Here is a 26,143-nt window from a genome sequence, read left to right on the forward strand (position 1 = left end):
CGGTGGGGACGTAATCATCACCGCTCGATGAGGAGATCTGATGCGCCAGGTGCTGCCCGACCTCTGGGAGACTTCCACCGACAACCCGTTCCCCGGCCTCACCACCCATGGCTATCTGTGGACGTCCGACCGCAACGTGCTGTTCTACTCGATGGCATCGGACGCCGAGTTCGACGATCTGGAGAAGCTGGGCGGCGTCGACGACCAGTACCTGTCCCATCAGGATGAGGCCGGCCCGATTCTCGGCCGGATAGAAGACCGGTTCGGGGCGACGCTTCACGCGCCGGCACCCGAGATCGAGCGGATCGGTCGGTTCGCACGTGTGGACATCGCGATCGCCGAACGGTACGTCGACGACAACGGGGTCGAGGTGATCCCGACGCCGGGGCACACGCCCGGCAGCACCTGCTACTTGGTACCCGGTGATGACGGGCTGCGGTATCTGTTCACCGGGGACACGTTGTACGTCAACGCGTCCGGGGGATGGACAGCCGGCTACCTACCGTTCAGTGATGCGTCGACTCTCGCGGAGAGTCTGCATCTGTTGGCGCACGTCGACCCCGATGTGGTGATCTCGAGTGCGTTCGCCGGGGAGTCGGCGGTGCATCAGGTCACCGAAGGGGAGTGGTCGAGTCATCTGGAGGAGGCGCTGGAGGGATTGGCGATCGCGTCCCGAACGCGTTGATGTGCAGGCGATCGGTGAGGCGACCCCTGTGGAGTTCCCATGCGCGACGCCAGATGTGATGTATCGGGACATCGGTGACAGTTCTGCGTCAAGACATCGGTGACACTTCGTGTATCAGGACTTCGGTGACGGTCTGGGCTTGCTGGGACGTGGGCCGCGGGGTTGTCGGTTGCCGACGTAGCTGATTCCAGCAGTGGGTCGGGGGTGTTCGACGAGCACTTCTCCGTCGGTGTTGGCGATGGCGATCGTGTTGTCGTCGGCGGCGACAAGGACGCGGTCGAAGGCGTGGTCCACATCGACCATGTAGGTGACTGCGTCTACGCTGATCGTGCCCGAAGTGCTGACAGTCCTGACCAGGACGCCCGCGGGGAGATCGGTTGGGGGGCGCGGTGAGGGCCGCTGACGCGGTACCGGCGGGTCGAACAATGGCTGACCATGCACGGGGCGTGGCACCTCAACTTTGAGCGTGGCCTGCCACGCGGTGAGCGGTGTGACCCGCCCGGGGAGCCCTTGGTGAGGCCGTTGGGTGTTATAGATGTGGTCGAACGCGTCGACCTGGGTTTGCAGCTCGGACGAGGTGTCGGCCAACGGTTGTTTGTCCAGGTAGCGGAACAGCGTCTGGTGAAACCGTTCGTTCTTGCCTTGGGTGGTTGGCTTGTAGGGCTTGCCCGTGATCGTTTCCACACCAAGCGATTCCGTGCCAGCGATGCTGTCGAGGGGACCAGCTTGAGGCCCATTGACTGCATCTTGTCGTGCACGCTGATCGGTCCGTGATCGAGGCCGGAGGCCTCTAAGGCGGCGCGCACTGCCACCGCCTGGGCTTTGACCTCGTCGCTCAGTGCTGACGGGCTCGATTTCGGGCGGCGGCTGCGGGGCTCGAGAACAGCCGCCGGACCCTCAGACTTCGCGCGTTTCCGTAAGTCGTAGAACGACTTCCGGGAAATCCCGTGTTCGGCGCAGAACGTCGAGACCGCTCCGCGCGGTGCATCATCAGGCCACTGCGAGATCGCTAGCCGCACAAGGGGGTCGATAGATTCATTAACAGCCACGCCTGAGTGTCGGTGTCATACGCGTTGCGCCGCATCGTGGTGCTAGTGCCGAGGTTCGAGGGGGCACTCCGGCATGCCAGGTCCATACTCAGGCAATGCTCAGACGGGTCAGGCGAGCGCAGCCGAAGGATGATCCGATCGTTTCGTCGAGTACAGGGCCGCGGCGACCGCGAACCCGCCGGCCAGCACCACCACCAGCGGCAGGCCCAGTCCCGACCCCGGGATCAGCGCACAAAGGACCACCAGCGCGGCGATAGTGTTGGTGGTGGCGCGCAGACGGGCTTGCTTTAGGGCCATCAGGACTGCGAGGGAGGCGACAGCAATAGCGAGGCCGACCGGGATCAGCCACCGGCCGTAGGCGCCGCTCACGTCGAACACACCGCACAGGGCGATCACTGCCCCAACGAGTAGAGCGAGCGCATCAACGGCCAGCGAGACGATCATAGCTAGGGCGAAACGGTCCTCCGGCGGCCCCAGCGCATCGCGCCGCCACAGGACACCGATGACGACGCCGATGACGGTCAGCACCACGACCAATGCAATCCCGGGGAACACGTATCCGATCCCGTCGGGGCACACCCACACCTGCTGTCCGTCGATAGTGCTCGACTCACAGCCCAAGTGCAGCACCGATTCCGACACGTAGATCAGCGGCCAGGCAAGGATGACTGCCAGCGGTATCGCGATCGCGATGCTGACCAGCAGAATCCCGATCAGTGTCGCGATTGCGCGCCCCAACCCTGAATCCTTCACGGCATCAATCCTACGAGGTGACAATCGAGTTGGTCGCCGAGAGCCATCTGATCCACCCTCCCTGGAAGTTCACCTGACGTCCGCCGTTGACTGCGAACTCATCGGAGGTGGGAAGTCCGAAGCGGCCGTTTTCGTAGCCGTTGCGGCCGTAGGCGGCGAAGATCGCTCCGTACACCGCGTGGGCGCCGGTGGCTGCGGACCAGTAGATATTTCCGGTCTCAAACCGGTTGAACCAGCAGGCCTTGGTGGGGCATTTGATCTCGTCGCTTTTTGGGTACTTGAGCGGACCTGCGGTGGCGCCGGCCAAGGCGTAGGCTTCGCCGATCTTGCCCCAGATTCCGTAGGCGCCGGTGTTGGGGTGCCAGTAGATGCGGCCCTGAGCAAGACCCCTCACACTGTGCCTGATGTTTTGATGCAGAACTGTCACCGATGTTCTGGGAGATGACATATGCGCGACACCAGATCCACGTGTACGATCGAACACATATTCGATCCACGGAATCTCGGGGGTGATCATCGTGGCCGCTACTGCAACCGTCGACGCCGAAGGCTCGGCACCCTCAGACGCGGTCGCGATCATCGAGCAGATGCACGCCCTCACCAACCGGTTGCAGAATACTGACCTCTCTCGATTGTCAGATGCCGAGATCGCCCAGGTGGCCGCCGAGAACGAGCGTCTGATCGCCCGCCTCACCTACGCCGGCAACCAGCAGATCGTCGAGGCCGAGAACCGCAACCTGGCCCGAAAGACCGGTCATCGCAGCATCATCCAGTACATGCAACACCGCCTGCGGATCACCTTCCCCGGTAGGCGCCATGCCGAGGTGAAAGCCACCGCCACCTACGCCGACCTCACCACCGGACAACCACTCGAACCCGAACTCCCCACGCTCGCCCGGGAAATGGCCGACGGCCGGGTGGGGTCTGCCCATGTTCATGCGGTGATGGACGTGATGGACCAGATTCCGCATGCCATCCCACACGACGTGCGGGCCGCCGCCGAACAGACCCTGGCCGAATACGCCGCCACCCTCACAGTTGCCGAGATCGGTCAGGTCGGTGCCCGCCTGCTGGCCCATCTCGATCCCGACGGCACCCTCACCGACCACGACGACCGCGCACGCCGCCGCAACCTGCAGGTGAACCGGCAACGCGCGGACGGGACCTCCAAACTCATCGCCAACCTCACACCTCTCGCGCGGGCGCGGATCATGACCTTCCTGGCCGTCTGGGCCCGGCCCGGCATGAACAACCCCACCGATCCCGAATCGCCGAGCGGATCGATCGAGGACGCCGACCCCGAGGTGATCGCGGCAGCAGCCGACCGCGACCACCGCACTCCCGCCCAGCGCAATCACGACGCCCTGAACGCACTGCTGGAAGCGGTGTTCGACGAAGGAATGCTCGGCAAGACCCACCGAGGCCTGCCGGTCCAGCTGATCGCCAAAGCCGAGCTCGACGACCTCATCCGCGAAACCGGGTTCGCCACCAGCGCCGACGGCACCCTCGTCCCCATCGCAGACCTCATCGCCATCGGCGCCGACGTGCAGCCCTGGTTGGCGGTCTTCAAAGACGCCACCGCGGTCCCGCTGTACTTCGGACGCGGCAAACGACTCGCCACCATGGAACAGCGGCTCGTCTCGTTCGCCCGACCTGACGGCGAGATGTGCTCCAGCCCGGACTGCGACATACCCACCACACACGTGGAAATGCATCACGCCCACACCGATTGGGGAGATGGCGGATTCACCGACATCGACAACCTCACTCCCGCCTGCACGCGCCACCACCACATGGTCGGTGACCAGCCCGGTCAATACTCGACCAGGATGATCGCCGACGGGTCCGACGAAGGCAGATGTGCCTGGCAGTTGAACGCCGAACCAGGGGCGCCACCCAACCCCGAACGCATCAACCGACGACCCGACATAGCCCGACGGTTCAACGAAGTCCTCACCGACACTCGTGACGAAATACACGGACAACCCGAACCGTTGTCCGTCGATGCACCACGCCCACAACTGCGGCAGGTCATCGACCTGCGCGATGCCACTCCTGCCGAACTTGTCGTGGCCTCGGCGCTACTCGATGCCGCCTACCGGAACTGAGAACCGGTGGCCGTCAGTCGAACAGCCGCCGGAACACGTTGGTCTCGGCGAGATCGACCAGCTCGTCGCCGCGGCCGGACAACACAGTGCGCAGGGCGTAGAGGGTGAATCCCTTGGCCTGCGCGGCGGTGATGGTCGGCGGGATCGACAATTCCTGTCGGGCCGTCGTCACGTCGAGCAGCGCCGGGCCGTCGTGAGCCAGGAACTCGTCGATGGCACCGGCGAGATCGTCGGGCTGCTCGACCTTGCGTCCACGGATTCCGACGGCCTCGGCGAGTTTCGCGAAATCGGGGTTCTCCAGATCTGTCCCGTAGTTGACGAACCCGGCCGCCTTCATCTCCACCTCGACGAAGTTCAGCGAGGAGTTGTTGTAGACGACGATCTTCACCGGCAGTTTGTTCTGGGTGATGGTCAGAAGCTCGCCCAGAAGCATCGCGAGTCCGCCGTCGCCGGCGAGTGCGATGATCTGGCGCCCCGGAAAGGCGGTTTGCGCGCCGATGGCCTGCGAGACCGCATTCGCCATCGACCCATGGGTGAACGAACCGATCAGGCGGCGGGCGCCGTTCATCACCAGGTACCGCGCCGCCCACACGACCGGAGAGCCGACGTCGGGGATGAACACGGCGTCAGCACTGGCTTCCTCGCTGATCAGCCGGGTGAGGTACTGGGGGTGGATGGGTGCCCGGTTACGGTCGTTGTCGGCCAGTTCGTCCAGACGCCGACGTGCCTTGGTGTAGTGGGCGAGCGACGTCGTCAGGTGTTCTGGGTCGCGGTCGGTCGAGATCAGCGGGAGCAGCGCGCGCACAGTGTCGCCGACGTCGCCGACCAGCGGTACGTCGACCGGGCAGCGACGTCCGATCTGTTCGCCGCGGATGTCGACCTGGATGATGGTCGCCTTGGACGGGTAGAACTGCTGATACGGGAAGTCGGTGCCCAGCATCAGTAGGGTGTCGCACTTCTCGATCGCGCGATAGCCCGACGAAAAGCCCAGCAGCCCGGTCATTCCCACGTCGTACGGGTTGTCGTATTCGATGAATTCCTTGCCCCGCAACGCATGCACGATCGGGGCCTGTAGCGCGCGGGCCAGCCCGACGACCTCATTGTGGGCGCCCTGCACGCCGGCACCGGCAAGGATGGTGACGCGCTGGGCAGCGTTGAGCCTGTCCGCGGTGCGGGCCAGGTCGGCATCGGTGGGCCGCACGACGCGCGGCACGTGCCGGATCGGGGCTCCAGCACGGCGTTTGGGGCACGGTTTGAGGAACAGCTCGCCGGGGATCACGAGCACTGCCACGTCGCGTCGCTCCACCGCGGTCCGCAACGCCACGTCGAGCAGTCGCGGCATCTGGTCGGGGGTGCTCACCATCTCGCAGAAGGCACTGCATTCACGGAATAGCTGTTCGGGGTGGGTCTCCTGGAAGTAACCGCTGCCGATCTCGGGTCCGGGGATGTGGGCCGCGATCGCGAGCACCGGGACGCGGCTGCGATGGGCGTCGAAAAGCCCGTTGATCAGGTGGAGATTGCCGGGACCGCAACTGCCCACGCAGACCGCGAGCTCGCCGGTGAGAGCAGCCTCGGCGGAGGCAGCGAAAGCAGCGGCTTCCTCGTGCCGGACGTGCTGCCAGGTGATGGCCTCGGTGGTGCGCAGAGCGTCGGTGAGCCCATTGAGGGAATCGCCCGGAAGCCCGTACACACGCTGCACTCCGGAACGTTCGAGTTCTTCGACGATCCGTTCGGCGACTGTTGTCGACATGGTGATCCATTCGGTCGAGTCCGTGTCCACCCGACTATAGACGCGACGCTTGCGGTGCCGACCTGCTTCAACTTCCGCGCGCGATGATTCCAGGCGTGGCGTTCGGTTTCGCCGATGACACAATCTGTCCATGCCACAGCGCGGTGAACCACTGCAGAAACTCGGTTTTCTGACGATCGGCCGGTTTGACGAGAACGACCCACGGGCAGGTCATCTCGAGACCCTGCGGATGATCGAACTCGCCGAGGAACTCGGGTTCGACAGTGTGTGGTTGCGCAATCGGCACCTCCAGTACGGGATCTCGTCACCGGTCGCGGTGCTGGCGGCTGCGTCGATGCGGACCAGCCGCATCGAACTGGGTACCGCCGTCATCCCCCTGGGTCTGGAGAATCCGTTGCGGTTGGCCGAAGATCTCGCGACCGTCGACCTCCTCAGCGACGGACGGCTCAATCCCGGCGTCTCCGTAGGCGTCCCGATGCGCTACGACGACTTCAAGACCTCGCTGTACCCGGAAACCCACGACATGGAGAACTTCTCCAAGGATCGCGTCAGCCGTCTCCTCGACAATCTGCGTGGCGAACCGGTCAGTGACTTCGAGGGCACCGTCGGTATCGAACAGTTCTCTCGTAGGGTGCAACCGCATTCACCGGGCCTTGCCGACCGGGTGTGGTACGGCGGCGGCAGGTCGTCGGCGATCTGGGCCGGCGAGCAGGGCATCAACTACCTGACGTCGTCGGTGGTCACGATCGAGGGCACCGACTCCCGGGACTTCGCAACGATCCAGGCCGAGAACATCGACGCTTACCGGGCGCACCACGTCGATCCCGCCCGTGCCCGGGTGTCGCAGGGCCTCGTCGTCATCCCCACCGATTCAGCGACCCCGGAACAGATCCGCAAGTACGAGGACTACGCCGCAGCAAGATTCGAGCGCACCCTCACGCCGCAGGGGCCGCGCGGAATGCTGTTCGCACCTGACTACGTGGGACCGTCCGACGAGCTCGCCGAGCGGCTCTGGGACCACGCCGGCTTCCAGCGGGCCACCGAAGTGGCCATCGCTCTGCCGTTCTCGTTCGACGAGCCGGACTACCTGCAGATCGTCGGCGACCTCGCCGGCCGACTCGGCCCTGCGCTGGGATGGTCGCCTGCTGGCTGAGCGGCACCAGCCTGCCCGCCGGCAGGCGTCATTTCGGTGATGCGACCGCGCTCGAAGTCGCATCACCGAAATGGGTCGCATGGACTCATCCCTGGTGATCCGAGGTCACCGCGAGTTCTTTCGCGGCGTCGAACGCTGCCCGGAGGGTGTTCAGCCGGGCGTCGGCGAACTCGAGCGAGTCCGAACCCAGGAGCTGATGCAGCGGCGCGTCGCCCTCCTCGGCGACGGTGATGATGGCCGCTGCGGCGCGGACCGGGTCGCCGAGCTGGGTACCGGGCATGGCCAGGTGCGCCCGGGTCATCTCACGGATGGCGGGGTAGGCGTCGACCGTGGACTCGGGCAGACCCAGCGAGGTGGGACGCAGGAAGTCGGTCCGCAGGTAACCGGGTTCGATCAGGTTGACGGCGATGTCGAAGTCGGCGACCTCGGCGGCCAGCGACTCGGTGAGGCCCTCCAGTGCGAACTTGCCTGCGCTGTACAGGCCCCAGCCGGGGAACGTGGTCAGGCCGAGGATCGACGACACGTTGATGATGTGGCCACTGCGGCGTGCCCGCATCTGGGGGAGCGCTGCCCGCAGCACGTTCCAGACCCCGAAGATCTGGACGTCGAACATGTCGCGGGCCTCGGCGTCGGTGACCTCCTCGATTGCGGCGAGGAAGCCGTAGCCCGCGTTGTTGACGACCACGTCGATGCCGCCGAAGCGATCCTGCGTGGCCGTGACGGCAGCGGTGACCTCGGTTTCGTCTGCGAGCGACACCTGCAGAGGGAGAAGGCGACTCGTGTCGACACCGGGAAGGGCCTCGATCAGTCGATCCTTCGAGCGGGTGGTGGCGGCGACGTTGTCACCGCGCTGCAGCAGTTGTGTGACCAGCTCCAGGCCGAGGCCGCGCGAGGCGCCGGTGACGAACCAGGTGGCCGGACGGTCGGTGGGGTAGTTCATGATTGCCTCCTGTGGGTAGGGCTGATTTCGATACGGCTCCTCGCAAGCTCGTCGCCTACTCGATCAGCGGTATCGCGGTTCTTCTGCCGAACCGGTGACACCAGAATCGCGTTCCGAAAGGCGCTGTGGGACGCCATAACTGACCACCTCGAACCCAGGACCCGGCAACCTGGGACCGACAGACCCAGGCACGGTCCGCACCGGGCGCGCATGATGGTGGGCATGGCCGATCTGAATCGAGAACTCGCGGACTTCCTCCGCCGTGCTCGGGCCGCGCGCGACCCACAGGAGGCCGGCCTCCCCGACGACGGGCGGGTTCGCCGCGTCAAGGGACTGCGGCGCGAAGAGGTGGCAGTGCTGGCCGGAGTGTCCACCGACTACTACACGCGCCTGGAGCAGGGCCGGCGCATCGTCCCGTCGACGCAGGTCATCGACGCGATCGGGCGTGCCCTCGGACTCGACGACGTAGGCCGCACCCATCTGCACGACCTGGTTTCGGCGACTCGAACTCCGCGCACCGCCGCACGCTCGCGCTCTGCGGTACAGCGGGTGCGGCCGGGACTGCGCCAGCTGCTCGATTCACTCGACGCGCACCCCGCGCTGGTCCTCGGCCGCCGGACCGAGGTGCTGGCGGCAAACCGGATGGCGTGCGCATTGTTCGCCGACTTCGAGCGCATGCCCGGACGCGAACGGAACTACGCCCGCTGGATGCTGCTCTCCGACAACGCGCGCAACCTCTTTCTCGACTAAGAGGTGCAGGCCCGCAACGCAGTCGAGGCACTCCGGCTCGAGGCCGGACGAGCACCGGAGGACCGCGACCTCATCGAACTGGTGGGGGAGCTGTCGGTGTCGAGCCCGGAGTTCCGGCGGTGGTGGTCGGAACATCGGGTCCACCAGCGCACCTTCGGTTCCAAGCAGCTCGTCCACCCGGTCGTCGGCGAGGTCACCGTCGACTACGAGACCTTCATGCTGCCCGGCGACAACGAGCAGACGCTCTACCTCTACACCACCGAGCCAGGATCGGCGTCCCGCCAAGCGATCTCGATTCTGGCCAGCTGGAGTCAGCCTGCGCGTGAACCCGAATCCGAGCCGTCGGACGGTTGAAGCGAACTCGCCGGCACACGCCCGCTGAAGCACATCAGGATGTCGCGGATCGGTGCTTCGATGACCTGACCCGACCCGGCCGCGAAGTCGACGTCGGTGGCCTCGAACCGGAGGCCGCGGTTTCGGCGCCGCGCGAAGAACGGGAAGGCGACGTCCCAGATCTCCTGCGCCGCGGCCGCTGCGGCATCGACCGGCATCGGACGGTCGATACCGAGTGGCACGGCGATGTCCTGGCCGTGCAGGAGGGAGTCGAGAAGGGGTGCCCGCTCGTTGGTGGCGAACGGGTGGCGCCGTGACCCGACCATCGCGCGGAGTTTCTCTGCCGCCTCGGGCGGCGTCGTCGGATCACGGACGGCCATCTCACGGATCATCGTGTTGAAACGGAAGCCGTACCGGATGGCCGCGGGGATCACCTGGCGGGCGTCCGCGTGGGACTGGGTGAGATGCACCGCGACGTCCCGGATCGTCCAGCCTGTGCACAGTGACGGGGTGGCGAGCTGTTCGTCGGAGAGGGAATCGATCAGCGCGGCCAGGTCGATCCGCTCCTCATCGATGTGGTTCCACAGAGTGTCACTGTCCATCGCGGGCTCCCGTTCCGAATTGGTCAGGATGCCTGACAATATTAGTCAGGAGTCCATACTAAAGTCAACGGTATGACCGACGAACGACCCGCCCTCGGCGTCCTGATGTTCGTGGCCCACCGGTCCATCGAACGGCGGGTCATGGCACGGCTCGCCGCCGTCGGGGCCGACGACATCACTCTCGCGCAGAGTCGCGTGGTGCAACGGCTCGCGCCCGAGCCGATGCGGCTGACCGACCTCGCCGAGCAGGCGGGTGTCACCAAGCAGACCGCCGGTGGCATCGTCGATCAGCTCGAGGCCGCGGGATATCTGGTCCGTGTTCCCGATCCGTCGGACCGTCGGGCCCGACTGGTGACCCTCAGCGATCGTGGCGTCGAACTGTGTGAGATCGCGGCGCGGGAGGTCGAGGCCATCGAACAGGAATGGCGTGATCATCTGGGCGCAGACGACTTCGCGGCTCTGGAGAAGTCGTTGATCCGTTTGCGTGAGATCACCGATCCCTACCGCTGAGTCCTCTCGACGGGTTGGCGCAGGATCGTGCGGAGTTTCTCCGGCGGGGTCTTGCGGAAGTCGCTGAAGTAGATCTCGTGGTGTCGCCCGGTCATCCTTAGGTCGTGGTCCGGGATGAACTCGTCGTGCATCCGCGCGAGAACGGGTGCCTCATCGTCGAAGGAACCGAGATGCAGGGTCTGGACACAGAGTCCCTCGTCGAGCGTTGCGGTGCGGAGGTCGTCGAGCCGGGGCGGTGGCTTCTTCGCGCCGACGGTCTCGATCACCGCGGCAATCATGTCGTCGGGCAACCACTCTGGGACCATGACCATCAGTGTCCAGTTCCATTGCTTCTTGTCGCGGGCGCCGGTGAACACGGTCATGTCCTCGGCCCACCACTGGCCCTCGAGCGGTGGGACCACGTAGTCGCGTGCGAGTCCGCGGCTGCTCGCGAACTTGAGCTTGTAGGCGACCGGGTACAGGGTTTCGATCGCGGCAGTGAAGTTCGGGGAGTCGTTGGGATCGCCCTTGCCGTCGATCATCAGGTACTGCATGGGCGGGACCTCGAGGATGAGGAACTCGCCCCGTCTGGCCTGGTAGGAGTCGAGTGTCTTCTTGAAGTCGACCTTGTCGCTCAACGGGTTTCGCTCCGGTCCTCGGTCACGAGGTGATGGCCCGGCGTTCGTAGGTGCGCAGGGCGAGTCCGTACGACACCGCGCCGATCCCCAGACTCCAGGCGATCGCGGCGATCACACTGCCAGTGGACACCGTTGCAGCGGTGAGGGCTCCGCGGAGAACCTCGGTCACCGGGGTGAACGGTTGGTACTCCGCGAACTGTTTGACCCCGACGGGCAACGAGTCGGCAGGAACGAAACCGGTGCTGAGGAACGGCATGATCGTCAGGAACATCGGCGAGTTGCTGGCGGTCTCGACGGTGTCCGCGGCGAGGCCCAGGTAGATCGCGAGCCAGATCAGGGCGATCGAGAACAACACGGTGATGCCCAGTGCGCCGAGCCATCCGAGCGGGTCGACGGTGGGGCGGAAGCCGAGGGCGATCGCCACCGCGAGAACAATCGCAATGCTGAACAGCGCCTGGATGAGGCTGGCCAGGACGTGGCCGACGAGGACCGATGACCGTCCGATGTCCATGGTGCGGAAACGGTTGATGATTCCTGAGGTCATGTCCATCGCGACGACGATCGCCGAGCCCTGCACGGCTGACGCGATGGTCACCAGGATGATCCCGGGGACGACGTAGTCGAGGTAGGCGGCACGCCCGGTGGCCCCGCCGGACGTGGTCATCCCGGCACCGAGCTGCCCGCCGAAGACGAAGACGAACAGCAGCAGGAACACTACCGGCAAGCCGACGAGCATGATGGTCAGCGACGGGTACTTGACGAGGCGTCGGAGGTTGCGGCGCAACATGACCCGGGAGTCGGACACGGCGTAGGCGAGGGTGCTCATCACGCGGCTCCAGATGTGTCGGCGTCGGTCTCGGTGGAGTCCTCGGCCGGGGATCCGGTCAGGGCGAAGAAGACGTCGTCGAGGGTGGGGGTGTGGACGTGGACGTCGGCAACCTCGACGCCTGCGGCGTCGAACAGATTGAGTGTGGTGCGGATGGTGGAAACCGTGTCATCGGTGGCGATGTCGAGCCGCCGCGACTCGAGGACCGGCCGGGCGGACGGGAGAAGTCGCCGGGCCGAGTCGAAGGCATCGTCGTCGTCGAAAGCCAGCCGCACCTCGGAATCGTGAACCCGCTTCTTCAGCTCGGCGGCGGTACCCTCGGCGACGATGTGGCCGTGATCGAGCACGGCGATGCGGTCGGCGAGCTGGTCGGCCTCCTCCAGATACTGGGTGGTGAGGAAGATCGTGACCCCGTCCTCGGCGAGGCCGGTGATGATGTCCCACAACACCCTTCGGCTGCGTGGGTCGAGCCCGGTCGTCGGCTCGTCGAGGAAGATGACGCGCGGGGTGGAGACGAGGGTCATCGCGAGGTCGAGGCGGCGTCGCATGCCGCCCGAATAGGTCGACACCGCCCGGTCTGCGGCACCGGTGAGGTCGAACTGTTCGAGCAGTTCCTCGGCGCGCCGACGTCCGGCCGCACGTCCGAGGTGTCGGAGATCAGCCATCAGGGTCAGGTTCTCGCGGCCGGTGAACAGGTCGTCGATGGCGACGTACTGGCCGGTGACGCCGATGATCGATCGCACTGCCCGGGCATCGGTCACCGTGTCGTGGCCGTCGATGGTCACACTCCCGGAGTCCGCGGGGAACAGTGTCGAGGCGATGCTCACCGTCGTCGTCTTGCCCGAACCATTGGGACCCAGCAGGGCGGTCACCGAACCGGCCGGGACGGTCAGATCGATCCCGTTCAGAACCCGGTGATCGCCATAGCTCTTCGTGAGTCCGCGGACGACCATCTCGGCGCCGGTCATCTCGCTGAGGCTCATGATCGTAGGCCTTCCGACGGGGAGGCCGGGATCTCGCCGGCCGCGATCAGCACCTCGCGTTCCTTCTGCCACTCGGCGTACAGGGCGGGGATCCGGTTGGTGAGGAATTCGGTGAACGCCGCGATCTCACAAAGGACCGCTCGACGTTCCGCGGGGGCGTCGCGGAGGACTTCGAGTCCTTCGCGTGCGAGCGCTCCCAGCTCCTCGTACTCGGCGTTGTCCATCCCGAGGCCGCGTGCCGAGGTGATGTCGATCGAGATGCGGTCCATCCGCTCACCGGTTGCGCGTGACCGTTTCACCTGGCCCACGGACTCCAAAGTCGTGACGGCATTGGTGATCGCCGACCGACTCGCCAGCAGGGCGTCGCTCAGTTCGGCGATCGTGGGGGCGGGCGAATCGCACACCGCGAGAAAGCCGAGGACGCGTCCGACCATCGGCGGATAGCTGTATCGGCGCGCACAGAACCGCGCCATATGATCGGCGAACGTCAGCTGAGCATCGAGTGCCATACGTCACAGTGTGTACGTATGACTGAGATAACACAAATATGTGTCATCTGAGGCGACTACCCGTTGGGTCAGCCGTCCTGCGCGTCCAACTTCGCGGCGACGTCGGCGGGGAAGCCGCCGGTGGCGATCGGACCCCAGTGGGTCGGGGTGATACGGATCAGCGACTTGCCCTGCAGGCGCATCGCGGCGCGGTACTCGTCCCAGTCGGGGTGCTCGCCGGAGATGCTGCGGAAGTAGTCGACGAGGGCGTCCTCGGCGTCCGGCATGTCGAGGACCTCGGCGTCTCCGTCGACCTGGACCCAGGCGCCGTTGAACTCGTCGGACAGTACGACGACGCTCGCCACGGGGGTATTGCGGAGGTTCGCGGCCTTCGCTCGGCCGGGGTAGGTGGAGATCACGATCCGGCCCTCGCCGTCGACTCCGCCCGTGACCGGGGACAGCTGTGGCCCGCCGCTGGATCGGACGGTGCTGAGGATCATCTTGTGGCGTGGCCGGATGAACTCCAGCAGCGCTTCCCGGTCGACGGCATCGGCTTTCGCAACGGTTCTGGCCATGCCGACGACCCTACGCCGCGGCGGATCAGGGCAGGGCGGAGATCAGGCCGGCGAGGATCGCCGACACCGGCGACTCCTGCTTCCCGTCGACGGTGATGTCGTCGTCACTGTTGACCAGGATGATGATCGTCGTGTCGGAGTCGTAGTTGTGGAACAGCGATGAGTTGAAGCCGGGGAAATCGCCGTCGTGGCCCCACCAGCCGTCCCGGTTGCCGATTCCGATGCCGTAGCCGGCGGTGGCGGTGTTCGGCGGGGGAGACGTCAGGATCGAATCGCGCCGCAGTTGTTGCGTTGCGGGATCGAGCACGCCCCGACCGGTGAACAGGGCGTCACCCCAGCGCTGCAGATCGTCGAGGGTCGAGATCACCGCGCCGGCGGTGAAGGCGAAGGACGGGTTCCAGTTCGTGGAGTCGACCGTCTGGCCGGTCGCCTGCCCCTGGCTGGTCACGCCGTCGACATGCGGGTCCGGGATCTCGACGGACCCGCCCGGCCACGACGAATCTGCCATGCCCAGCGGTCGGAAGATCCGTTCGTCGAAGGCGTCGCGAATGGGTTGTCGCAGAACCCTTTCGATGAGGAGCCCCAGTAGCACGTAGTTCGTGTTCGAATACTGCCAGCCCGCCCCGGGTGCGAAGGCGGGCGGCAACGACTTCGCGGCGTCGACGAGTTCGCTTGGCGGCCAGTCATATCCGGGATCGGTGAAAAACCTCTGTGTGAAGGTGTCGGACAGGGTGTACGACGGGATGCCGCTGGTCATGTCCGCGACCTGACGAACGGTCGCACTCCCGTTGGGTGCTTCGGGGACGTACTCGCTGATCTGATCATCCAGCGAGACGCGTCCGTCTTGGACGAGCTGGAGCAGGATGGTCGCGGTCATCGTCTTGGTGAGCGACCCGATGCGGGTGTGATCCGCTGCGGTGATCGGCCGGTTCTGGCCCTCGACCGCGGTGCCGGCCGTTCCCGTCCAGATGCCTGCCGGCAAGATGACGCGAGCGATGACGCCCGGGAAGTCGCCGGATGAGCGGAGGTCGTCGAGCACCTGCTGGAAGGCCGCGCTGCTCTCGGCGGACACCGACGTAGGGGTGGTGCTCGACCCTGGTGAGGACGTCTGGGATGGCGAACAGGCCGCGATGCCCAGCACTGCGGCCACGCCGCACACCAGAACTCGCAGGACAAAGGCGCGCGCGGGCCGACTGGTCATCCTGGGATCCTCTCGCGCGGGGAGCGCAACAGCGGAGTTTCCCGAGCAATCCGGCGCAGAATTCGCGCTGCCGGGTGTCAGGCGCGGTGCGCCAGGAACGGGGCCACCGGATAGATGTCGAGTGCGGTGCCCACCTTGGCCTCGATGGCGCGCTCACGGTCTCCCTCGCCGAATCCGCCACCGGTGGGGCGGTCGGGGATCGTGTCTCCCGAATCGACGATGCTCCAGGCCGATCCGGCCTCGACGAGGGAACGGTGCTTGGTCGAGTAGTAGACCGGCATCGGCACGATCGCCACGCCCGGGTCTCCCGCCGCAGCCGCGATGAGATGCGGGTGGAAGCGGGTGCTGATCCAGGTGTTGCCCTGCCCGGCGGGCAGGCCGCCGAACCAGACGTCGCGGAAGTTCAGGATGCGAGCGCCGTCCAGACGCGAGCCGAGGTGGAAGGGCACCTCGTAGTCGTGACCCGGGATGCCCTCGACGACGGTGACCGCCGATCCCGGGACCTCCCAGGCGTCGAGGGTGTCGTGGACGAACGCGGCCAGTGCTTCGACACCGGAACCCGTTGGCCCGGTGAACTTCTCAGTGAGGTCCGACTGCAGGCAGAGCACGACGCCGCGACCTTGCCCGGGTGTCTCGGCGGGTGCTTCTTCGCGGTAGACCGCCGGCTCCGGCCGGTCCAGCGCGAGCCAGGCGTCGTCCCCGGATTGCCGCACGCCGACCGCGCCTTCGAGCGCCTGCGCCGATGCGGTGTCGCGCACGTCGACGATGTCGAACGCGCCCAACGCGGTGACAAGTGCCGTCCATGCCGGTTCCTCGACCGTCGGCACCAGGCCTTGACCGGTGGCCACGAGCTTCGCACCCGACCGGCCGGACACCGCCACGGCCGCGACGAGCAGCGAGACATGGTGCGGCCACACACTGTTCACGTACCCGCCGCCGAGCAGGTGGATGGTGGTCGCCGAGTGCAGGAGATCGATGCCGGCTGTGAGACGCGGCGCCAGGCCGGCATCGAGGACCGCGCGTCCCACCCAGGACCACGGGGCGTCGGGTTCGGTGTCGGAGGCGTAGTTCGAAAGTTGCCACAGCGTGTCGACGACACGCAGATTCGGGTGCGCGTCGCCCATCAGCGCGCTCGCCGACCCGGGGCTGTGGCAGTCCAGGATGACGATCGCCTGGGGGCGGATGCGTGCGAGGCGACGCAACCATGTGCGCGCGATGAGTTCGTCGCCGTAGTTGGGATAACCGGTCGGCGCGATCAGGTAGATGACCTCGCCGGAACCCAGGGCGCGACCGACAGCGGACTCAGCCGCCCGGCGTCGCGCCGATGCCTCCACACGGTTCGCCAGCGCGCGAACACGCTCCACCTGCCCCCATTTCGTCATGGTGAGAGATTACGGTGGCGACCCGGCGGTGCGACTCGGCGGTCGGGAGACCGGAGCGACTCGGCGGCCCGGAGGCCGGAATCGCCTCAGGCGAACGTCGCACGAAGGTAGGCGAGTACAGCGGCGGTGTCGCCCAGGGGGCCTCGGTAACCGAGATAGCCGTCGGGGCGGATGACGAAGGCGGTCGATCCGTCCGGGAGGTACCCGGCGGCGAAGCGACTCTCGGTGTCGCGGAGCAACGGTAGGTCGGTGCTGCCGACCTGCGCGGTGGGAGCGGCCACCACGTGGGCGGTCATGTGCCCGCGCGCGGCCTCGGTCACATCGGCGGCGAGGTTCTCGAGTACGGCCACGTCCTCGGCCCCCGCGGTCGCGTCGGCGTACAGCACGAGAGCGTGATCGACGCCACTCAGCAACGAGTACAACCGCAGCGCATGATTCACCGAATCACGACCGAGTCCGGCGGCATCCGGGGCCCGTTCGCCCGCCCGCGGTGCGGCCGGCGCGGAGGGGATCGTCGACCCCGCGGTGATCGGGCTGTCGGCGTAGGAGATCAGCAGTTGGGCTTCGCGGCGCGTCACGAACTCGACATCGGTGGAATCGGAGCCGATCCCCTCCCGCGCGTCGCGGACCGTTCGGCCGACGACCTCTTCGCCGACCGGGCGTCGTTCCAGGTCGTAAGTGTCGAGCAGGCCGGGAGCCGCGTCACCGGAGACGGCCAGGGCGAGTTTCCACGCGAGGTTGTGAGCGTCCTGCACGCCGGTGTTCATGCCCTGGGCGCCGGTCGGCGGATGGATGTGCGCGGCGTCCCCGGCCACGAACACCCTTCCGCGACCGTAGGAGTCGACGATCCGGTGGCTGATGCGGAACACCGACGACCACCGCAGGTCCGACACGGTGGCGGGTTCGGGTGACAACCGGTCGACGACGGCCTGGATGTGTGACAGCTCGGGGGTGCGGGTGCCCTCGAACCCGTGGGCGACGCCGTCGCCGCCGGAGGTCGGACCGATTGCGAGCTCCTCCGGCACGAGCATCGACATGCGGTACCGGCCCCGCCCCGGCAGGGGGATGCACACCAGCAGATCGTCGGTGGCTCCGTCAGGGGCCTGGTGCATGGCGCGGATCGCGTACCCGCGGGGCATCGACCAGTCCACGGCCACGTCGCCCAGCATGTACTGCTCGGCGAAGGCTCCGCCCTCGAAGCTCAGGCCCAGACCCTTGCGCACCGTGCTGTGCGCACCGTCGGCCCCGATCAGATAGCCCGCGCGGACGGAGGTCTCGGCGCCGGCCGAGTCGGTCAGAGTGACCGTGACCCCGTCGTCGTCCTGGGTGAACGCCGACACGCGCACGCCGCGCTCGACCTCGGCGTCGAGGTCGGCCAGACGGTCCCGCAGGACACGTTCGGTGGCGTACTGCGGCAGCAGGTGGAACCGGAAGGGCACGTCGGCCGGCGTGACCAGGTCGATTCGTGACACCTGGGCACCGTTGACGAACACGAACTGTCCACGCATCTCCATGCCCGCGTCCAGGATCGGTTCGATCACCCCCATACCCTCGAACACCTCGAGGGTGCGAGGTTGGATGCCAACGGCTTTCGCGTACTGGGGCGGCTCGAGGAGCGGGTCGACGATCCGGGCCCGGACACCTCGTCGGCGGAGTTCGATGGCGGCGGTCAGGCCGATCGGTCCGGCGCCCGCGACCAGTACATCGACGTCGTGCATTCAGTGACCCTTCGTCGTCCGGCGTCTGCGGTGTTCCCGGACCGGATTATTCGCCGAACGGCCGGTACCGGTGCGGTACTCGGGAAATGTGGCACGGCATCGTCGTGGACTCAGCGCGGGATCGACGACGGTCCGAGGATCTCGGCACCCAGCGCGGTGACGCGGGCGCGCAGCTCGCGGTCGGCGGTGACGACCACGCGACGACGATCAGGGTGGTCGCGGATGACGTCGACGATCGTGTCGTCCCCCGACGCCGGGGCCTCGACGACCGTCACGTCGGGAACCGATGCGACCCCGCGCGCTTTGCCCTCCACGACGAGCACGACCTCGATCGGTCCGGTCAATGCGTCGAGACCCGGCTCGGCGAGTAGCGCGAGGCGATCTCTCAGCCGCTGCGCTGCACCCCTCCGATCCCGCCACCAGCCGTCCGGTACCGAACCGACGACGTTCGCGCCGTCGACGACGAGCAGCGGGACGGCGAGGTGGGACGGGTTCGGACCGGTCATGTCACCCATCAGCCCACACGTAGGCGTTGACGCGCAAGCCCTCTCGCGGCTACTCGGTGTGCACCGGCTCGGGTGTCAGGCGATGTCGCCGTGACAGAACCGGTCGTGCGGGTCGAGCGTCGCCTTGATGTCCAGGAGCCGACGGCGGTGCTCGGCGCTGTATGCGTCGGCGGCGCGGCCGGCACGTTCGGCACCGGAGGTGAAGTTCAGGTAGGTGGCACCGGTGACGTAGAGCGCGAGCTCGGTGCGGGTCACGCGCAGCGTCGATTCGACGGCGAGCGCCACATGCGGGTCGGGAACCATCGAGATCAGTTCGAGGAGGAATTGCCCGGAGCGTGCCCGGTCGTTCGCCGCGCGGGCCGCACCACGTGCGATCGCGCCGCCGGCGTGGCGGATCTCGGCGGAGACGATGAGCGGTGCCGAGCCCGGCTCCGGGCGAGCGCGACCGGCGACCACCTCGATGGCCTCGTCGTGCAGCTCGTCGAACCACTCGGTGGTGACCATGACCGGCATCGGTTCGGTGGGGTCCATGCTGATCGCGTCCACTGCGTCGAACGGCATCTCGTCCCACAGGTCGACCAGGGGTGTCCGCCAGTTCCGCCACTCGTCGACGATCACCCGGCCGGTGGCGATGTCGCCGGACCAGCATCCGCGCACCACCGCGAAACTCCCGCCGCGCAACGGCTCCGGGACGTCGTCGGTGGGCGGCAGGTTCAGGATGGTGACCGCAGAGGTCAGGGTCTCCGGCTGGGCCGGTGCCCAGTCGCGGAACCGGCGCATGATCTCCTCGGCGTCGTCGGCCGGGTAGAAGAGGTTGCCCGCGTACACCGTGGTCACGTCGACGAGGGCGATCTCCATCGAGGTGACCACGCCGAGGCTGCCCGCGCCACCACCCCTCAGCGCCCAGAAGATGTGCGGGAAACTCGCCTCGCTGACGCGGATCGGCCTGCCGTCGGGAGTCACGAGATCGAAGGCCAGCACGGCATCCGAACCCAGCCCGAAGCGGCGCCCGAGCCAACCGAAACCGCCGCCGAGGGTGAAGCCGACCGCGCCGACGATGCTCGCCGAACCCATCACCGGCGCGAGGCCGTACGGAACCGCGGCGTCGAGCACCGCCTTCCAGGTGGCACCGGCGGCGACCCGGGCGGTCCTCGTGACCGGGTCGACGGTCACCGCGGTGAGACGGGACGTGTTGATGAGCAGGCCGCCGTCGGCCGGCACCCCGGTCCCGTGACCGGTGGCCTGGACGGTGATCCGCAGATCCTCCGCCGCGGCGAACCGCACGGCCTCGACGACATCGAAGTGATTCTCAGGGATGGCGATCACCGACGGCCGGTGGGTGACGAGCCGGTTGAAACCGGCGCGTGCCTCGCGGAAACCGGCATCGCCGGGGCCGAGGACCTCGCCGGCTATCCGGTCGCGCAGCTGCGCGAGCACCGAGGAGCGGGTGCGGATGATCAGCCGTTCGGGGCGGCCGGTCGGTGAGGTGGGTGTCGCGGTCATACGGTGAGTCCTCGAATGTGGCCGGCTTCGCCGGGCGGTCGGTCAGGTTTCCGGACGGGCCGGTTCGGAGACCAGATTCACCGACGGTGCTTGAGGGCGACTTGAGGCGGACTTGGGACCTACGCAGTCGGGGAGACGCCCCATGCCGCCGCGACGGCGTCGACCCGTTCGACCAGCGCTTTTGCCTCCTGCGCCACGGCGATGGCCCGAGCGCGGGCGAGTGTCGTCCCGAACGTCGACGCCGGGCGTCCATTGGCGTACTCGTAGCGGGCGCGGACGAACAGACGGTGAGCGTCACCGTAGTGTTCCCCGGTCCGTTCGGCGAACTCGTCGGCTCGATCCAGGAGGGCGGCTGCATCGGTCAGCTTTCCGGCGGTCACCAGAATCTCTGCGTGCAGTCCGAGCCAGAATCCGTCGCCGGTGCGCGGGTGGTCGGTGTTGCCGGGCCGGTCGGGGCGGGGGTCACCGGTCTCCAACCGGTCGATACGGACCAAGGCGTCGTCGAGGTCGCCGGCCATGGCACGAGCCCACCAGTACATGCGCTCGCCGCCACGACGCAGATAGGCGAGCGGGCCCGCACTCTCGGAGTCGATGATCTGTCCGGCGTCGAGCGCCCACTCCGCATCGCCGATCGTCGCCGCGGCGCCGACGGCGAAGATGGCGGTGCCCAACCGGGACCTGGGGTCCGGACGCGCGTCGGTGATGGCGGCGAACAGCGCGCGGCCGGCATCTCGGCCGAGATGGACTGTTGCCGCCCAGGCCCGGAAGCCGCGCGCCATCGTCAGCTGGTCGTCACGGAGTCCGTCGACGTCCTCGAGCGGTCCGTATGTGTCGAGGATGCGGTGGGCCGCACCGAAATTGCCGCGGGTGAACTCGTCGATGCCGGCGGCCTGCATGCCGAGGTGGACGACGACGGGATCATCGGACCGTTCGGCGCGGGCGCGGAGGTCGTTCGCGAGCCGGTGTCCGGTGTGCGCGTCGGCGACCTGGATGTGCGCGGCGCAGCGCGCGTAGTCGAGGGAGGCCAGCAGCCGCCGGTCACCGAGCGTGGTGGCCAGCGTGCGGGCGCGTTCCTGGAGATCGGGATCGGCGGCGAAATAACCGTGCACGGAGACCTCACCGGCGAGTTGTGTGGCGATCGCCCGCAGCTCGGCCTCCTGGTCGCCGGTGGCCCGTGCGAGTGTCGCCGCGTCACCGAAATGCCGCTTCGCGCCGTCGAAGTCGTAGGTACGGAGGGCGATGTCGCCCGCGGTCAGCAGGGCGCTGGTCGTGCGCTGCCGGTCGGCGAGCGGCCCCGCCGACCACAGGTGGCGGGCGACCCGGCTGACCGCATGCGGCGAGGAGTTCCCGGCCAGTGCGTCGGCGATGGCGAGATGGATGCGCCGTGCGCGCCTCGACGGAACCCCGTCGGCGATCGCCTCACGGATGATGTCGTGGCTGAAACCGAATCCGAACGGGTCGTCGGGGCCGAGGTCGATGACCCCGGCGGCGGAGGCGGGTTCGAGGGTGTCGAGCGCCTCGTCCACGGGTCGTCCGGCCGCGGTTGCGAGCAACACCAGGTCCACCCGGGTGCCGATGAGGGCGGCGATGTCGAGGAGTTCGGTTGTCTCCGGCGACAGTCCGAGGAGCCGTTGACGCACGACGTCGCGTACTCCGGACGGCACGGCGTTGCCCGCGATCGAACCCTGGTCGGCGAGGATGCGTGCCAGTTCGCGGACGAAGAAGGCATTGCCGCCGGTGCGTCGCTCGATCGAACTGACCGTTGCGACCTCGGGCCACTGTTGTGTCTCGCGGCGGATCAGCTCGGAGATGTCGTCCCCGCGGAGGGGACCGACGTGGAGACGGCGGTGTTCGGGGAGCCGTGCCAGCGTGGCGAGGGTCGAGGCGACGACGGGTCGATGGGTCGGTGACCGCAGCGAGGCGAAGAACGTGACGCCCGGCGTCCGTCGAGAGGCCATGTGCGCGAACAGTTCCAACGAGGCGCCGTCCGCCCACTGGAGGTCGTCGAGGACGATGATCAGTTTCGAGGTCTCGGCGACGCCGTCGAGGAGGTCGGCGGCTTGGTCATAGAACTGGAAACGCGCTGCGGCGTCGGGCATCTGACGCGGCGGCGGGATGACGTTGACGCCTTCGGTGACCATGCGGCCCAGAGAGCTGTCGAGGAGTCGTTCCCGGTCGGCCGGATCGAGCTGGGGGAGTACCGTGCCGAGGATCTGGACCCACGGCCACATCGACGGTGCCGCGGGATCGTCGACGCACCGCCCCCATAACACCCGCAGGTCGGCCGCCCCGGCCGCGCGTCGTCCCGCCTCGTCGATGAGGGCCGTCTTACCCGCTCCCGGTTCACCTTCCACCACGACGACCCCGCCGTGTCCGGTCATAGAGGCGAGAACCGCGCGGTGCAGCGCGGCCAGTTCGTCGGTTCGCCCGACCAGCGTCGGCGCGTCCTCGAAGGGTTCCCGATCCGGTGGTGTCTCGGTGGCCTCGACGCGACCGGTACTCGGGAGAGTGGTTGCCACCGTGAGAGATTCGCGCGGAGTGGGTGGAGCATCGAGGTGCGGTGCGTGATCGAGGATGTCGCGTTCGAGTTCTCGGAGCCGTGGGCCCGGGTCGACGCCGATCTCGTCGGCGAGGATGCGTCGGGCATTGGCGATCGCGCCGAGTGCATCGGACTGCCGGCCGAGCCGGTACAGCGCGGTGGCGAGCAGAACCCAGAGTCCTTCGTCGAGTGGTGATCTCTCGACGGCACCGTCGAGTTCGGTGACCAGCAGATGATGGTCACCCGCGGCCATCCGTGCCTCGAAGGACATCTCCCGCGCCGCGCCGAGCATACGGTCGAGATGGTCGGCGGCCTCGTCGCGGAACGCCAGTCCCTCGAACTCCGGGAGGATCGGCCGGTAGGCGTCGAGGACCTTCTGCAGGAGCGGGGCCGCGGCGGCGGTGTCGCCCTGCTGCATCAGGGTTCGTGCCGAGGTCAGATCCGCGGTCAGCCGGCGCAGGTCGACCTGATCCGGCGTCGTCGGCAGGCTGTAGCCGGTTCCGTGCGTGAGCAGCACGGTCGACGGACTGCGCGGTTTGCGGTCGGGTTCGAGGGCCTTGCGCAGGCCCGAGATGTAGGACTGCAACGACACCTCGGCGCGATCGGGTGGTGAGTCGCCCCAGATGCCCTCGATCAGCCGGTCGGCACGAAGCGGCGCACCCTCGGCGAGGACGAGCTGCGCGAGTGTGGCCCGCTGCTTGCGGGTGCCGAGTTCGACGGGATCGGAACCGATCTGGGCGCCGAGCCCGCCCAAGACCGTGTAAGAGAGTCCGAGCATCAGCGTGAGTGTAGTGCTCCGGACCCCACCGGGGAGGGGTTGTGGGCGAGGTCCGGTCCTTCATCCGACAGACGCCGGCGCCGGATGTCGGTGGCCGGCGATAGGTTGGTGCGCATGAGTCTCGCAGTGGGCATGATCACCGTCGACACCCTCCAGCCGATGCCGCTCGCCACGTGGTGGGCCGAGGCGCTCGGTGGCCGGATCGTCCAGGAGAACGACGGCTTCTTCGTCGTCCTCTCGCTGGCAGAGGGTGCACCCCTCCTCGCGTTCCAGCAGGTAGACGACCCGACGCCGGGGAAGAACCGCATCCATCTCGACCTCACGACCGACGACCGCGAAGCCGAGGTCGAACGACTCATCGCCGCCGGCGCGACGAAGATCGCCGACCGCGAGATGCCCGGCTTCGGCTGGGTGACGCTGGCCGATCCCGACGGCAACCAGTTCTGTGTCGCCGGGCAGCACGAGGCCGAGGTGCCCCCGACCGACGTCTAGCCTCGGGGGATGGGATTCACCAGGGCCGAGCTCCTCGAATACCGGGACCGCACCGTCGACGACCTCGTCGGTGACGACTGCCGATTACTGTTCGTCGGGATCAACCCCGGCCTGTGGACCGCCGCCACCGGCGCCCATTTCGCGCGGCCCGGCAACCGCTTCTACCCGGCGCTGGCACGCGCGGGGATCGTCGACCGGGTGATCGACGCATCACGTGGCATGTCCGAGGCCGACGCCGAGTTGCTGACCGGACGCGGGATCGGCATCACGAACGTCGTCGCCCGCGCCACCGCGACCGCCGCGGAACTCACGGTCGAGGAGTTCCGGGACGGAGGTCGTCGGCTGCGGGAACGTGTACGTGAGATCCGTCCGCGAGTGGTGGCGGTCGCCGGGATCACCGCCTACCGCATCGCCTTCGGGCGACGCGACGCGGTGTCCGGTCGCCAGGAGGAGACCTGGGACGGCGCCCAGCTCTGGGTGGTTCCCAACCCCAGTGGACTCAACGCTCACGAGACCGTCGACTCGCTGGCCGCCGCGTACCGGGAGGCCGCGGTCGCGGCGGGTGTGGTGTGAGCGAGTTTCGCTGAACCCCCCACCGAAAACCGCCCCTGAGGTCCGCCCGCGGCAAACCGCCCCCGATTTGCACCCTGGACAGGTCCGCCGGCGACATAGTGTCAACGGTCGCCCTCTGGAGGGTCCAGTTCAGGGGCGCTTTTCAGTCGGACGATGCGGTTCGGGGCTCAGAGGTCTTCGGAGTGGATGATCCGACGCCGCACCGAGAGCAGTTCCACCTCGGGATGGTTGGCGGCCGATCGCTCGACGGCGTCGAGCACGTCCACGACGTGGCTCCGGTCGGCCGCCACCACGCTCGTGCCGATCACCGCGCGCCGATGCATCTCGAGGTGACCGACCTCGGCCGCGGACACCGAGAAGCGTCGGCGGAGTTCGGCGACGATCGGCCGGACGACCGACCGTTTCTGTTTCAGCGAGTGCACATCACCCAGGCGATAGTCGAACTCGGCGAACCCGATCCACATCAGAACGCGATCAGTGGTCGGTGCGGATCAGCGTCGCCACATGGTCGGGAACGTATTTGGACAGTGATCGAGGCGGCCGGTGATAGTTGCCCGACTCGATCGGCCTCTTCGGCAGTGTCACCTCCGGGCGGGGCACCTCGGCGTAGTCGATGCTGCCGAGCAGATGCGAGATCATATTGAGCCGCGCATGTTTCTTCACGTCGGATTCGACGACGTACCAGGGGCTCAGAGCGGTGTCGGTGTGGACCATCATATCGTCCTTGGCGCGCGAGTAATCCTCCCAGCGATACACCGACTCGAGATCCATCGGGCTCAGCTTCCACTGTCGCACAGGGTCTTTCATGCGCTGCCGGAAACGTTTGAGCTGTTCGTCGTCGGACACGGAGAACCAGTACTTACGCAGGATGATGCCGTCGTCGATGAGCATCTGCTCGAAGATCGGTGTCTGCCGCAGGAAGCGGGTGTGTTCCTCGGGAGTGCAGAACCCCATGACCTTCTCGACTCCGGCACGGTTGTACCAGGACCGGTCGAACAGCACGATCTCGCCCGGCGCCGGGAGATGCGCGACGTAGCGCTGGTAGTACCACTGGCCGCGTTCACGGTCGGTCGGGGCGGGCAAAGCTGCGACGCGCGCGATGCGGGGACTCAGATACTGCGTGATCCGCTTGATGGTGCCGCCCTTGCCCGCGGCGTCGCGGCCCTCGAAGACCACCACCACGCGAGCGCCGGTCTCGCGCACCCATTCCTGGAGTTTGACCAGCTCGGTCTGCAGCCGGAAGAGCTCGGCCTCGTAGACCTTGTTCGAGATCTTCTGAGGCTTCTTCTTGTCCTTCTTGGCCATGGGAAGAGCGTACGGGCTGACGAC

At 67.3% G+C, this 26,143-nt stretch carries 24 protein-coding genes and 2 pseudogenes; 7 read left to right on the forward strand and 19 right to left on the reverse strand.

Features of this window, described 5'->3' with window-relative positions; all coding sequences use genetic code 11:
- Nucleotides 1-40: 40 nt before the first annotated feature.
- Entirely contained in the window at nucleotides 41-685 is a 645-nt protein-coding gene (locus M1L58_RS09840) for an MBL fold metallo-hydrolase (RefSeq protein WP_248658755.1), read from the forward strand.
- Between the two features lie 504 nt (nucleotides 686-1,189).
- Here M1L58_RS09840 and M1L58_RS23730 read toward each other — a convergent pair.
- The 3 genes and pseudogenes from M1L58_RS23730 to M1L58_RS09855 form a co-directional block, all read right to left on the reverse strand.
- A pseudogene (locus M1L58_RS23730) lies at nucleotides 1,190-1,734 on the reverse strand (integrase core domain-containing protein); the annotation flags it as partial.
- Between the two features lie 108 nt (nucleotides 1,735-1,842).
- On the reverse strand, nucleotides 1,843-2,487 hold the full coding sequence (locus M1L58_RS09850) for a hypothetical protein (protein WP_248658756.1): 645 nt from the start codon (nucleotides 2,485-2,487) through the stop codon (nucleotides 1,843-1,845).
- 10 nt (nucleotides 2,488-2,497) lie between these two features.
- On the reverse strand, nucleotides 2,498-3,004 hold the full coding sequence (locus M1L58_RS09855; RefSeq protein ID WP_248658757.1) for an LGFP repeat-containing protein: 507 nt from the start codon (nucleotides 3,002-3,004) through the stop codon (nucleotides 2,498-2,500).
- Here M1L58_RS09855 and M1L58_RS09860 point away from each other — a divergent pair.
- Complete coding sequence (locus tag M1L58_RS09860) at nucleotides 2,997-4,595, forward strand: HNH endonuclease signature motif containing protein (protein ID WP_248658758.1); 1,599 nt, start codon at nucleotides 2,997-2,999, stop codon at nucleotides 4,593-4,595. The two genes, M1L58_RS09855 and M1L58_RS09860, sit on opposite strands and share 8 nt — an antisense overlap.
- A 13-nt stretch (nucleotides 4,596-4,608) precedes the next feature.
- Here the strand turns inward: M1L58_RS09860 and poxB are convergent, their stop codons facing one another.
- On the reverse strand, nucleotides 4,609-6,345 hold the full coding sequence (gene poxB, locus M1L58_RS09865; protein WP_248658759.1) for a ubiquinone-dependent pyruvate dehydrogenase: 1,737 nt from the start codon (nucleotides 6,343-6,345) through the stop codon (nucleotides 4,609-4,611).
- Nucleotides 6,346-6,475: 130 nt separating this feature from the next.
- Here poxB and M1L58_RS09870 point away from each other — a divergent pair, with 130 nt between their 5' ends.
- Nucleotides 6,476-7,498, forward strand: coding sequence for an LLM class flavin-dependent oxidoreductase (locus tag M1L58_RS09870; protein ID WP_248658760.1), 1,023 nt, complete (start codon nucleotides 6,476-6,478; stop codon nucleotides 7,496-7,498).
- Between the two features lie 85 nt (nucleotides 7,499-7,583).
- Here the strand turns inward: M1L58_RS09870 and M1L58_RS09875 are convergent, their stop codons facing one another.
- Nucleotides 7,584-8,438, reverse strand: a complete 855-nt coding sequence (locus M1L58_RS09875) for an SDR family NAD(P)-dependent oxidoreductase (RefSeq protein ID WP_248658761.1) — start codon at nucleotides 8,436-8,438, stop codon at nucleotides 7,584-7,586.
- 222 nt (nucleotides 8,439-8,660) lie between these two features.
- Between M1L58_RS09875 and M1L58_RS09880 the strand changes: the two are divergent.
- Nucleotides 8,661-9,542: pseudogene (locus M1L58_RS09880) on the forward strand (helix-turn-helix transcriptional regulator).
- On the opposite strand, the gene M1L58_RS09885 reads toward M1L58_RS09880, so the two are convergent.
- A complete protein-coding gene (locus tag M1L58_RS09885; protein ID WP_248658762.1) occupies nucleotides 9,500-10,123 on the reverse strand; it encodes a maleylpyruvate isomerase family mycothiol-dependent enzyme in 624 nt (207 codons plus the stop codon). The pseudogene M1L58_RS09880 and the gene M1L58_RS09885 sit on opposite strands and share 43 nt — an antisense overlap.
- A gap of 72 nt (nucleotides 10,124-10,195) precedes the next feature.
- Between M1L58_RS09885 and M1L58_RS09890 the strand changes: the two genes are divergently transcribed.
- On the forward strand, nucleotides 10,196-10,633 hold the full coding sequence (locus M1L58_RS09890) for a MarR family winged helix-turn-helix transcriptional regulator (RefSeq protein WP_006865053.1): 438 nt from the start codon (nucleotides 10,196-10,198) through the stop codon (nucleotides 10,631-10,633).
- On the opposite strand, the gene M1L58_RS09895 is transcribed toward M1L58_RS09890, so the two are convergent.
- From M1L58_RS09895 to M1L58_RS09945, 11 genes are all read right to left on the reverse strand, one after another.
- Nucleotides 10,624-11,250, reverse strand: coding sequence for a GyrI-like domain-containing protein (locus M1L58_RS09895; protein WP_248658763.1), 627 nt, complete (start codon nucleotides 11,248-11,250; stop codon nucleotides 10,624-10,626). The two genes, M1L58_RS09890 and M1L58_RS09895, sit on opposite strands and share 10 nt — an antisense overlap.
- A 22-nt stretch (nucleotides 11,251-11,272) precedes the next feature.
- The gene (locus tag M1L58_RS09900; protein ID WP_248658764.1) at nucleotides 11,273-12,076 is read right to left on the reverse strand and encodes an ABC transporter permease; all 804 of its coding nucleotides are present in this window, start codon (nucleotides 12,074-12,076) and stop codon (nucleotides 11,273-11,275) included.
- Nucleotides 12,076-13,059 (reverse strand): ATP-binding cassette domain-containing protein, encoded by a 984-nt coding sequence (locus tag M1L58_RS09905; RefSeq protein WP_248658765.1) that lies wholly within the window; start codon nucleotides 13,057-13,059, stop codon nucleotides 12,076-12,078. The genes M1L58_RS09900 and M1L58_RS09905 overlap by 1 nt, the downstream gene beginning before the upstream one ends.
- A complete protein-coding gene (locus tag M1L58_RS09910) occupies nucleotides 13,056-13,568 on the reverse strand; it encodes a GbsR/MarR family transcriptional regulator (protein WP_248658766.1) in 513 nt (170 codons plus the stop codon). The genes M1L58_RS09905 and M1L58_RS09910 overlap by 4 nt, the downstream gene beginning before the upstream one ends.
- A gap of 68 nt (nucleotides 13,569-13,636) precedes the next feature.
- Entirely contained in the window at nucleotides 13,637-14,122 is a 486-nt protein-coding gene (locus M1L58_RS09915) for a PPOX class F420-dependent oxidoreductase (RefSeq protein ID WP_248658767.1), read from the reverse strand.
- A gap of 25 nt (nucleotides 14,123-14,147) precedes the next feature.
- Nucleotides 14,148-15,323, reverse strand: a complete 1,176-nt coding sequence (locus M1L58_RS09920) for a serine hydrolase domain-containing protein (RefSeq protein ID WP_248658768.1) — start codon at nucleotides 15,321-15,323, stop codon at nucleotides 14,148-14,150.
- A 77-nt stretch (nucleotides 15,324-15,400) separates the two neighbouring features.
- Complete coding sequence (locus M1L58_RS09925) at nucleotides 15,401-16,705, reverse strand: polysaccharide pyruvyl transferase family protein (RefSeq protein ID WP_248658769.1); 1,305 nt, start codon at nucleotides 16,703-16,705, stop codon at nucleotides 15,401-15,403.
- A gap of 86 nt (nucleotides 16,706-16,791) precedes the next feature.
- Entirely contained in the window at nucleotides 16,792-18,423 is a 1,632-nt protein-coding gene (locus M1L58_RS09930; protein ID WP_248658770.1) for an FAD-dependent monooxygenase, read from the reverse strand.
- A gap of 110 nt (nucleotides 18,424-18,533) precedes the next feature.
- Nucleotides 18,534-18,929: a hypothetical protein gene (locus M1L58_RS09935; RefSeq protein ID WP_248658771.1), complete on the reverse strand. Its 396-nt coding sequence runs from the start codon at nucleotides 18,927-18,929 to the stop codon at nucleotides 18,534-18,536.
- Nucleotides 18,930-19,004: 75 nt separating this feature from the next.
- Nucleotides 19,005-20,432, reverse strand: coding sequence for an FAD-binding oxidoreductase (locus tag M1L58_RS09940; RefSeq protein ID WP_248658772.1), 1,428 nt, complete (start codon nucleotides 20,430-20,432; stop codon nucleotides 19,005-19,007).
- Between the two features lie 119 nt (nucleotides 20,433-20,551).
- The gene (locus M1L58_RS09945) at nucleotides 20,552-23,749 is read right to left on the reverse strand and encodes a BTAD domain-containing putative transcriptional regulator (RefSeq protein ID WP_248658773.1); all 3,198 of its coding nucleotides are present in this window, start codon (nucleotides 23,747-23,749) and stop codon (nucleotides 20,552-20,554) included.
- Nucleotides 23,750-23,863: 114 nt separating this feature from the next.
- Between M1L58_RS09945 and M1L58_RS09950 the strand changes: the two genes are divergently transcribed.
- Together M1L58_RS09950 and M1L58_RS09955 are read left to right on the forward strand one after the other, a co-directional pair.
- Nucleotides 23,864-24,241: a VOC family protein gene (locus M1L58_RS09950; RefSeq protein WP_006865041.1), complete on the forward strand. Its 378-nt coding sequence runs from the start codon at nucleotides 23,864-23,866 to the stop codon at nucleotides 24,239-24,241.
- 9 nt (nucleotides 24,242-24,250) lie between these two features.
- Entirely contained in the window at nucleotides 24,251-24,814 is a 564-nt protein-coding gene (locus tag M1L58_RS09955; RefSeq protein ID WP_248658774.1) for a mismatch-specific DNA-glycosylase, read from the forward strand.
- A 167-nt stretch (nucleotides 24,815-24,981) separates the two neighbouring features.
- Here M1L58_RS09955 and M1L58_RS09960 read toward each other — a convergent pair whose 3' ends face one another.
- Both M1L58_RS09960 and ppk2 read right to left on the reverse strand, forming a co-directional pair.
- Entirely contained in the window at nucleotides 24,982-25,278 is a 297-nt protein-coding gene (locus tag M1L58_RS09960) for a DUF503 domain-containing protein (RefSeq protein WP_006865039.1), read from the reverse strand.
- 10 nt (nucleotides 25,279-25,288) lie between these two features.
- Nucleotides 25,289-26,119, reverse strand: coding sequence for a polyphosphate kinase 2 (gene ppk2 / locus M1L58_RS09965; protein ID WP_248658775.1), 831 nt, complete (start codon nucleotides 26,117-26,119; stop codon nucleotides 25,289-25,291).
- Between the last annotated feature and the right edge of the window lie 24 nt (nucleotides 26,120-26,143).

It is taken from the genome of Gordonia sp. C13, from assembly GCF_023218005.1.
Lineage (GTDB): Bacteria > Actinomycetota > Actinomycetes > Mycobacteriales > Mycobacteriaceae > Gordonia > Gordonia namibiensis.

What these genes read in the sequence shown, in the direction of transcription:
- M1L58_RS09870 (WP_248658760.1), top strand. Translation starts at nt 6,476, where the DNA reads ATGCCACAGCGCGGTGAACCACTGCAGAAACTCGGTTTTCTGACGATC.
- M1L58_RS09920 (WP_248658768.1), bottom strand. Translation starts at nt 15,323, where the DNA reads ATGACCAGTCGGCCCGCGCGCGCCTTTGTCCTGCGAGTTCTGGTGTGC.
- M1L58_RS09945 (WP_248658773.1), bottom strand. Translation starts at nt 23,749, where the DNA reads ATGCTCGGACTCTCTTACACGGTCTTGGGCGGGCTCGGCGCCCAGATC.
- M1L58_RS09840 (WP_248658755.1), top strand. Translation starts at nt 41, where the DNA reads ATGCGCCAGGTGCTGCCCGACCTCTGGGAGACTTCCACCGACAACCCG.
- poxB (WP_248658759.1), bottom strand. Translation starts at nt 6,345, where the DNA reads ATGTCGACAACAGTCGCCGAACGGATCGTCGAAGAACTCGAACGTTCC.
- M1L58_RS09940 (WP_248658772.1), bottom strand. Translation starts at nt 20,432, where the DNA reads ATGACCGCGACACCCACCTCACCGACCGGCCGCCCCGAACGGCTGATC.
- ppk2 (WP_248658775.1), bottom strand. Translation starts at nt 26,119, where the DNA reads ATGGCCAAGAAGGACAAGAAGAAGCCTCAGAAGATCTCGAACAAGGTC.
- M1L58_RS09910 (WP_248658766.1), bottom strand. Translation starts at nt 13,568, where the DNA reads ATGGCACTCGATGCTCAGCTGACGTTCGCCGATCATATGGCGCGGTTC.
- M1L58_RS09960 (WP_006865039.1), bottom strand. Translation starts at nt 25,278, where the DNA reads ATGTGGATCGGGTTCGCCGAGTTCGACTATCGCCTGGGTGATGTGCAC.
- M1L58_RS09905 (WP_248658765.1), bottom strand. Translation starts at nt 13,059, where the DNA reads ATGAGCCTCAGCGAGATGACCGGCGCCGAGATGGTCGTCCGCGGACTC.
- M1L58_RS09935 (WP_248658771.1), bottom strand. Translation starts at nt 18,929, where the DNA reads ATGACCGGTCCGAACCCGTCCCACCTCGCCGTCCCGCTGCTCGTCGTC.
- M1L58_RS09950 (WP_006865041.1), top strand. Translation starts at nt 23,864, where the DNA reads ATGAGTCTCGCAGTGGGCATGATCACCGTCGACACCCTCCAGCCGATG.
- M1L58_RS09885 (WP_248658762.1), bottom strand. Translation starts at nt 10,123, where the DNA reads ATGGACAGTGACACTCTGTGGAACCACATCGATGAGGAGCGGATCGAC.
- M1L58_RS09955 (WP_248658774.1), top strand. Translation starts at nt 24,251, where the DNA reads ATGGGATTCACCAGGGCCGAGCTCCTCGAATACCGGGACCGCACCGTC.
- M1L58_RS09875 (WP_248658761.1), bottom strand. Translation starts at nt 8,438, where the DNA reads ATGAACTACCCCACCGACCGTCCGGCCACCTGGTTCGTCACCGGCGCC.
- M1L58_RS09890 (WP_006865053.1), top strand. Translation starts at nt 10,196, where the DNA reads ATGACCGACGAACGACCCGCCCTCGGCGTCCTGATGTTCGTGGCCCAC.
- M1L58_RS09915 (WP_248658767.1), bottom strand. Translation starts at nt 14,122, where the DNA reads ATGGCCAGAACCGTTGCGAAAGCCGATGCCGTCGACCGGGAAGCGCTG.
- M1L58_RS09925 (WP_248658769.1), bottom strand. Translation starts at nt 16,705, where the DNA reads ATGACGAAATGGGGGCAGGTGGAGCGTGTTCGCGCGCTGGCGAACCGT.
- M1L58_RS09930 (WP_248658770.1), bottom strand. Translation starts at nt 18,423, where the DNA reads ATGCACGACGTCGATGTACTGGTCGCGGGCGCCGGACCGATCGGCCTG.
- M1L58_RS09900 (WP_248658764.1), bottom strand. Translation starts at nt 12,076, where the DNA reads ATGAGCACCCTCGCCTACGCCGTGTCCGACTCCCGGGTCATGTTGCGC.
- M1L58_RS09855 (WP_248658757.1), bottom strand. Translation starts at nt 3,004, where the DNA reads ATGATCACCCCCGAGATTCCGTGGATCGAATATGTGTTCGATCGTACA.